At 55.4% G+C, this 7,069-nt stretch carries 6 protein-coding genes; 1 reads left to right on the forward strand and 5 read right to left on the reverse strand.

Features of this window, described 5'->3' with window-relative positions:
- Positions 1-32: 32 nt before the first annotated feature.
- On the forward strand, positions 33-1,118 hold the full coding sequence (locus FBQ85_23995; GenBank protein ID MDL1878195.1) for a hypothetical protein: 1,086 nt from the start codon (positions 33-35) through the stop codon (positions 1,116-1,118).
- A gap of 45 nt (positions 1,119-1,163) precedes the next feature.
- Here FBQ85_23995 and rlmN read toward each other — a convergent pair whose 3' ends face one another.
- The 5 genes from rlmN to hflB all read right to left on the reverse strand — a co-directional run.
- A complete protein-coding gene (gene rlmN / locus FBQ85_24000; protein MDL1878196.1) occupies positions 1,164-2,240 on the reverse strand; it encodes a 23S rRNA (adenine(2503)-C(2))-methyltransferase RlmN in 1,077 nt (358 codons plus the stop codon).
- Between the two features lie 108 nt (positions 2,241-2,348).
- Complete coding sequence (locus FBQ85_24005; GenBank protein MDL1878197.1) at positions 2,349-3,131, reverse strand: TIGR00159 family protein; 783 nt, start codon at positions 3,129-3,131, stop codon at positions 2,349-2,351.
- Positions 3,132-3,140: 9 nt separating this feature from the next.
- A complete protein-coding gene (folP, locus tag FBQ85_24010; GenBank protein ID MDL1878198.1) occupies positions 3,141-3,980 on the reverse strand; it encodes a dihydropteroate synthase in 840 nt (279 codons plus the stop codon).
- Positions 3,981-4,354: 374 nt separating this feature from the next.
- On the reverse strand, positions 4,355-5,968 hold the full coding sequence (locus tag FBQ85_24015) for a tetratricopeptide repeat protein (GenBank protein ID MDL1878199.1): 1,614 nt from the start codon (positions 5,966-5,968) through the stop codon (positions 4,355-4,357).
- Between the two features lie 4 nt (positions 5,969-5,972).
- Positions 5,973-7,069, reverse strand: a 1,097-nt coding sequence (gene hflB / locus FBQ85_24020) for an ATP-dependent zinc metalloprotease FtsH (protein MDL1878200.1), incomplete at its 5' end; no start/stop codon positions are given.

Genomic DNA, 7,069 nt, shown 5'->3' on the forward strand with positions numbered 1-7,069 from the left:
CATTTTTGAATTCCACGCGACGGATCGAGGTCATGAAAGGACGTTTGTTGCAAATCGCTAACTTTTTCAAAGAACTACCCATCGTCTTTGCGCCCAGCGCACTGGTGTTGCTTACTGCTGTTTCTAGCTACCCGCAGGAGATTCACCCTGCGGAAATCGATTCCCTGCTGCAGAATTCGATACGCGCCACCATTAATCAAAATTATCCGCACGCGCTTGCGGAAATCGACCAGGTCATTGCGCGCGCGCCCGAGAGCCCTCTTGGCCATCTCTTTCGCGCCGCCACTTTGCAAGCCATTATGCTCGACTATGAAGACGACCGGGAAGAGAAGGAATTTTACAAAAGCTTAAAAAATTGCCGGACGCGCGCGGAAAAATTGCTGCGGCAACAACCGAACAGCGCATGGGCGCATTTCTATCTCGGCAGCGCCCAGGGCTACGAATCGTTTTACGTATCAAAACACCGCCGCTATTTCCAAGCCTTTCAGCTCGGCTTAAAATCGATTCATCATCTCGAGACGGCGGTGCAGCTCGATCCGAAGCTGTACGACGCCCAGCTTGGCATCGGTACCTATAAATACTATCGCAGCAAGCTCAGCAACAAATTGCCCGTGCCGCTGTTCTCGGATGAGCGGGCTGCCGGCATCGCGATGGTGCGGCAGACGATTGCGCACGGCAAATATGCCAGGTATGCCGCGATTAACGCCCTCACCTGGATTTTATTGGATGAAGGAAAGCCGGCGGAAGCTTTTGCTCTGGCGGATTCCGCGCTGCAAGAGTTTCCCAACAGCCGTTTTTTTCTCTGGGGCGCGGGAGAATCGGCGGTGCGCTTGGGCGAATTTCAGCGCGCTCAGGACTATTACAGGCACATTATGACGACGTTACAGCAGGAAAACAAGTTATCGTCTTATTTGGAAGCCGTATGCCGCACCAAAATTGCAAAGGTGAGTTTTCTGGGCGGGCAAATTGAAACCGGTTGCCAGGAGCTTGCAACCGCGCGGCAACTAGATGTGCCGCATGATGATTGGCACAAAGACATCAAAAAAGATATTGCGACACTGGCCTCGCAATGCGCGAAATCGCCGGCCGCGGCCAACGGGCATTCGACTTCGCATTGAGTGTAGACGATACGTGTGGGGGGAGAGTGTTTGTAAGCTTTTCGTTCAGGAAACAGCCAGCGGCATCATCTGGCCGCTGCTGGCGTGCTCGGCTTTCGTCCAAAGCTGGCCGCAGGCCGCGTCAATGTCATCTCCCTTGCTCCAGCGCAGCGTCACCGGCACAATCGCATCCTGCATGCGTTGATAAAACGCCTGAATACGGTCCACGCTCGGCCGGCGGAAATGCTCATCCACGGCGTTGTAGGGAATCAAATTGACCTTGCAGGGAATTTTTGCAACGAGCTTTTTGAGACGGTCGGCGTCTTGCAAGCTGTCGTTAACATCCTCCAACAAAACATACTCAAACGTGACGCGTTGTCTGGCCTTTGCCGTGTAGGCCCGCGCCGCCGCCAGCAAATCGGCAATGGGATATTTGCGATTGAGCGGCATGAGTTTGTCGCGCACCTCGTCCGTGGTGGCGTTCAACGAAATGGCCAGGCGGAATTTGTGGCCTTCCTCGGTAAACTGCCGGATTTTCGGAATCAACCCGCTGGTCGAAATCACGATGTGTCGTTGGCCAAGATTGGGGCCTTCCTCGTCCGTCATCAAGTAACACGCTTTGATCATTTCATCGTAGTTGTTCATCGGTTCACCCATTCCCATCAACACAACGTTTGTCACATTGGTGCGACATACTCGCTGCGCGGTGAGCAGTTGATTGACGATTTCGCCGGCGGAAAGATTACGCAACAATCCCATTTTGCCGGTCGCGCAGAATTTGCAGTCGATGGGGCAACCCACCTGCGAGGAAACGCACAGCGTGCGGCGCGTCGCCTCGTGCATCATAACGCTTTCGATTTGAAAGCCGTCGGGCAAACGAAACAGCAATTTCTCCGCATCCTGCTTGCGCGAAATCTGCCGCTGCACCAGCGTCAATTCACCCACCTCGGCCACATCGCTCAAACGTGTGCGTAACGCCAGCGATAAATTCGTCATGTCCTCGAAATGCTCCGCCGAACGCCCATAAAGCCATTGAAAAAGCTGCTTACCGCGGAATGCCTTTTCGCCGAGGGCAACGCAGAACGTTGCCAGTTCGTCGCGCGTCATGCCGAGTAGTTGTGTTTTAGCCATAAGGAATGCCATTTAAGCAGAATACCCCTTTCCCGCAACCGGGAATGAATCCAAATGAAGGTAATTAAATTTCCTATTCGCGCTTATTCGCGTTCATTGGCGGTTTGAGATTTGGGAAAGTTATTTCTTCGGTGTAACATGCAGCGAGGTTGATAGAATATTTTCTACCTCTTCCTCGCTCAAATCGGTTAGCAAGCGTCCGTCTTTGGCGATGGAGATTTGGCCGGTTTCTTCGGAGGTGACCAGCACAAGCGCGTCTGATTCTTCCGACAAGCCGAGTGCGGCGCGATGGCGGGTACCGTAGCGTTTGTCGAGCAAATCGGTTTGCGAAAGCGGGAGGATGGCTTTGGCCGCAATGATTTCTTCGTTTTCGATGATGATGGCGCCGTCGTGTAGCGGTGATTTGGGGCTGAAAAAGGCGAGCAACACCGGCGCGAACGCCGCCGCCTGCAGCTTGATGCCGGTTTCTACCACGCTGCGAATGGCGTGATTGCGCACAATCACGATCAGCGAGCCGTGCCGCAAGCGCGATAATTCCTGCGTCGCTTTGACGATTTCATCGACCAGGCGCGAGCCGGTGACTTTGACAAAGAAGCGAATCACCGGGCTTTGGCCAAGATGCACCAGCATGCGCCGCAGCTCGGGTTGAAACAAAATCACAAAAGCGATCAGCCAGATGGTTTCCAGGCGGCTGAAAATCCAGCTCAGCCCGCTCATGTTCAAGATTTGCGCCAGCAATGAAACGGTGAGAATGAGCAGCAGCCCCACCGCCATTTGCGCGGCGCGCGAGCCGCGAATGAAAAGATAGAGGCGATACATCACAAAGCTGATCGCCAGAATGTCCAGAACATCGAGCAATGTCACGCGCAGAAACGCGACGCGAAAAAGTTCGAGATCAGTCATTTCGCCTCCCTACGCTTCATAGCCCATACGCCCGGCAATCAAATCGGCAATTTGACTGACGCGGCGCATTTCCTCGACATCATGCACGCGCACCATGTGTGCGCCGTTCGCAATAGACAGCGCTACCGCAGCGGCCGTGCCTTCCAGGCGTTGATCCGGCGGCAAATTTAGCACTTTGCCCACGAAGGATTTACGCGAAGGCCCGACCAGAATCGGGCAACCCAAACCGCGCAACTCCGCCAACCGGCGAATGATTTCAAAATTATGTTCGAGGCGCTTGCCGAAACCGATGCCGGGATCGACGATGATCCGCTCCCGCGGAATGCCGGCTTGCACTGCCGCCTGCACTTGCGTGTCGAGGTGAAGATAGATTTCATCGAGAAGATTTTCGTAAACGGGGTCGGCCTGCATATCCGCAGGCGTGCCCTTGATGTGCATCAAAATCACCGGCGCCTGCCGGGCCGCGACAATTTCCGCCATTTTCGGGTCAAACAGCAAGCCGCTGATATCGTTCACCATTGCGGCGCCGGCTTGCAGCGCAGCGTCAGCCACGGCCGCTTTGTAGGTATCGATACTGATCGGCACTTCGATTTTTTGGCGCAAGGCTTCGATTACCGGCACGACGCGTTCAATCTCTTCCTCCGCTGAAACCGGTTCCGCGCCTTCGCCATAAACGCCCTTCGGCCGCGTCGACTCGCCGCCGACATCGATTACATCAGCGCCGGCTTCCGCCAGATGCAGGCCGTGCGCAATCGCCTGTTCGCGGCTGTGATGGCGGCCGCCGTCGTAAAACGAATCCGGTGTGCAGTTGAGCACGCCCATGATCAACGTCGGCCCACCCAAAATCATGCTGCACTGCGGGCTGTCGATAACGAATTCATTGCGCGATTGATTTTCCAAAAACACGCGCAACTCGCGCGCAAATGCCGCCTCCTGGCTCGAAAGCGCCTGCCGGCTGGTTGCCAGATCGTGCAACTGTTCTTCATTCGAAAATAAATAAGCCACGCCGGCGGCGGCGACCCAGCACGGCAATCCCCGTAATGAAAAAGCCGAAAGCAAGCTGGACGAAAATTCTTGCTCCCGGCAGATGATCTTGAGAACCCAGGCATGCTGCCGCACGCGGCGGGCAAAATCATCGGCGCGCGGGCCGCGTTCGCCTTTCAACTCGGCTTGCAAATCCGCTTCATGAGTCAGGCAGAGTCTACGCAGCGAATAGGTTGGCATTATTTCTTCTCAAGCTTGTCGGGTAGCAAATTTTCCGGAATTTCTCCGCGCTGCAAGAGAACATCATAGAGATGTTTGCGCGCTTCTCCGGCAAAAACATCGTCATCGCCCGTGCTCAGACGAATGCGTTCACGCAAATACTGAATGGCCCTGTCCATATCTTTGCGCCGTTCGTAAATGTAGGCGAGATACAGCCGCGCATCCGCGTGATCATTGAGCTGCAGGGCGCGTTCAAAAAAGCGGATCGCGGTCGAGTCGTTCTCTTGATTGTAATATGCGATGCCGAGGTTATAATACGCATCGGCATTGGCCGGGTCAAGTGCGAGAATGCGCTCGAACAGCGGCAGTGTTTGCATGATCTCGTTTTTGGTGACGAAAATGCGGCCGAGCATCATCAGCACCGGCAGATGATCGGGATTCAAGCGGCGATACTTTTCGAGCAAGGCAATCGCCTCTTCCCGGCGGTTTGACAAAAGCAGATGATTCGCCGTAGCAATGGCCGCTTCAACATCAAAAGGATTGAGCGCAAGCGCCCGGCGGCACAGTTCAAGTTCGTCTTTGTAGCCGAGATCTTGCACGCGGCTCATGTGCAGTTGTGCAAGACTCAGATAGATTTTGCTATTGAGCGAATCCCGGGCAAGGGCGCGGCGCAACGCGTGTTCGGCGTCGTTCCATTTCTTGGCGTAAATGTACGTCTGCCCCAGCGTGAGCCAGCCCGCGGCCGACAAGGAATCGCGTTGCATGGCGGAGCGCAAGCGAGGGAGCAAGACGCGGAGAGAGTCCCGCCATTCCTGCTCGTGTGTGCGCCGTTGCGCGAGATAGTGCATGGTCGCGCGCGCAGACAGAACGGCAAACAAGGCTTGCGAGGTGTCGCTGAGCGCCAATGCCGCCGCCTTGCGCGCCGCCTGCTGAGGCTCGCCGCTCACCAGATCAAGATAACTCCCATAGTACTGCAATCGTTCTGCTGCAGCGAGACGGCTGGCGGGAAAGCTCGCGTTTGTGTCGTCAGTATTCGGGAGATCGAGTTGTGTTAAGATTTTTTCATTGATCTCGCCAACTGCAAGTGCCGGTTGATGAGCCGGGGCTTTTAGGCTGTGTTGAAAGAGCGGTTGTGATTGCTCTGACTGAAAAAGCTGAAACTGAATTTGATAATTCCCGGCGGCAACTTGATAAGCGCCCAGGCCGAGAAAGTCAACGCCCAGCCCGTTTCCTAATTTTAAAAGATACGCAGGGTCGTGGAGAGAATCGCGGTTGGCGAGTTCGAAGATTGTTTCTGCCGGCAGAATCTGAAGCTGTTCTTGCGGGTTTGACGCCAACCCGGCGGCGACGCCTTCCGCTAATGCAAAGCCTTCCGCTGAAAGCGAGCGCTGTTCCTCGCCGGCGTTTTGAATAAAAGGGAAGATAAGCAGCTTAGCCCGGCCGCTGGCAAACCGCCGGTGTTCGCGCAGGACAAAATAAAATGCCGCCGTCATGCCAGCGGCAATGATAAGCAAGGCAATTCTCTGGAATGCCCTTTTGCTCAAGGCATTGCTATACTGATAGAGATTCCAGAGGATGAGCAACACCACCCCACAGCCAATGAGGATGAATATTGTCCCCGGTGGGATCTGCATGAGGTCAAGCTTTGGTGGTGGTTTGTGGCGGTTGACTTTCGACGTTCTCAGCCGGCGGCGCCACTCGTCCGTTGCCGCTTTCTTCGGGGCCCTCGAGTTGCAGCCCGGCGTTGCTGAGCACGGCGTCGATTTCAACGCCGTCGAGTATTTCTTTTTCCAGCAACGTGGTGGCCAACGCATGCAGTTGGTGCACGTTGTCGCTCAAAATTTTATAGGCTTTGTGCGAGGCTTCGGTGACGATTTTTTTCACTTCATCGTCGATCTTCTGCGCCGTTTGCTCGCTGTAATCGCGATGTTGCGCAATCTCGCGACCCAGGAAAATCTCTTCCTGTTTTTTGCCGAACGACAGCGGGCCCATGACTTCACTCATGCCCCAGTCGCAAACCATTTTGCGCGCCAACTCGGTGGCGCGCTCGATGTCATTGCCGGCGCCCGTCGTGGTTTCATTGAAGACGATTTTTTCCGCTTCACGGCCGCCCATCAGATGAACCAACAAGGCTTCGCAATAGCTTCTCGAATAATTGTGTTTTTCATCGATCGGCAGCGAGGTCGTCAAGCCCAGCGCGCGCCCGCGCGGGATGATTGTGACTTTATGAATGGGATCGGAGCCGGGCGTGTGCTTGGCCACCAACACGTGGCCGGCTTCGTGGTAAGCGGTAATGCGTTTTTCCTTGTCGCTGATCAACAAGCTGCGCCGCTCCGCGCCCATCAAAACCTTATCCTTCGCTTCTTCCAAATCGCGCATCTCGACGAGGTTTTTGTTCTTGCGCGCCGCCAGCAACGCCGCTTCGTTCACGAGATTTGCCAGATCGGCCCCGGAGAAACCCGGTGTGCCTTTGGCGAGCACGCCCAGATCGACTTTATCGGCAATGGCGATTTTTTTGGTGTGAACTTTCAAGATGCCTTCGCGTCCGCGCACATCCGGCCGGTCAACCACGATCTGGCGGTCAAAACGGCCCGGGCGCAGCAACGCTTGATCCAGAACATCCGGGCGATTGGTCGCCGCGATGAGAATCACGCCTTCGTTGGAATCGAAGCCGTCCATCTCAACGAGCAACTGATTGAGCGTCTGTTCGCGCTCGTCGTGGCCGCCGCCGAGGC

It is taken from the genome of Cytophagia bacterium CHB2 (assembly GCA_030263535.1).
Lineage (GTDB): Bacteria > Zhuqueibacterota > Zhuqueibacteria > Zhuqueibacterales > Zhuqueibacteraceae > Coneutiohabitans.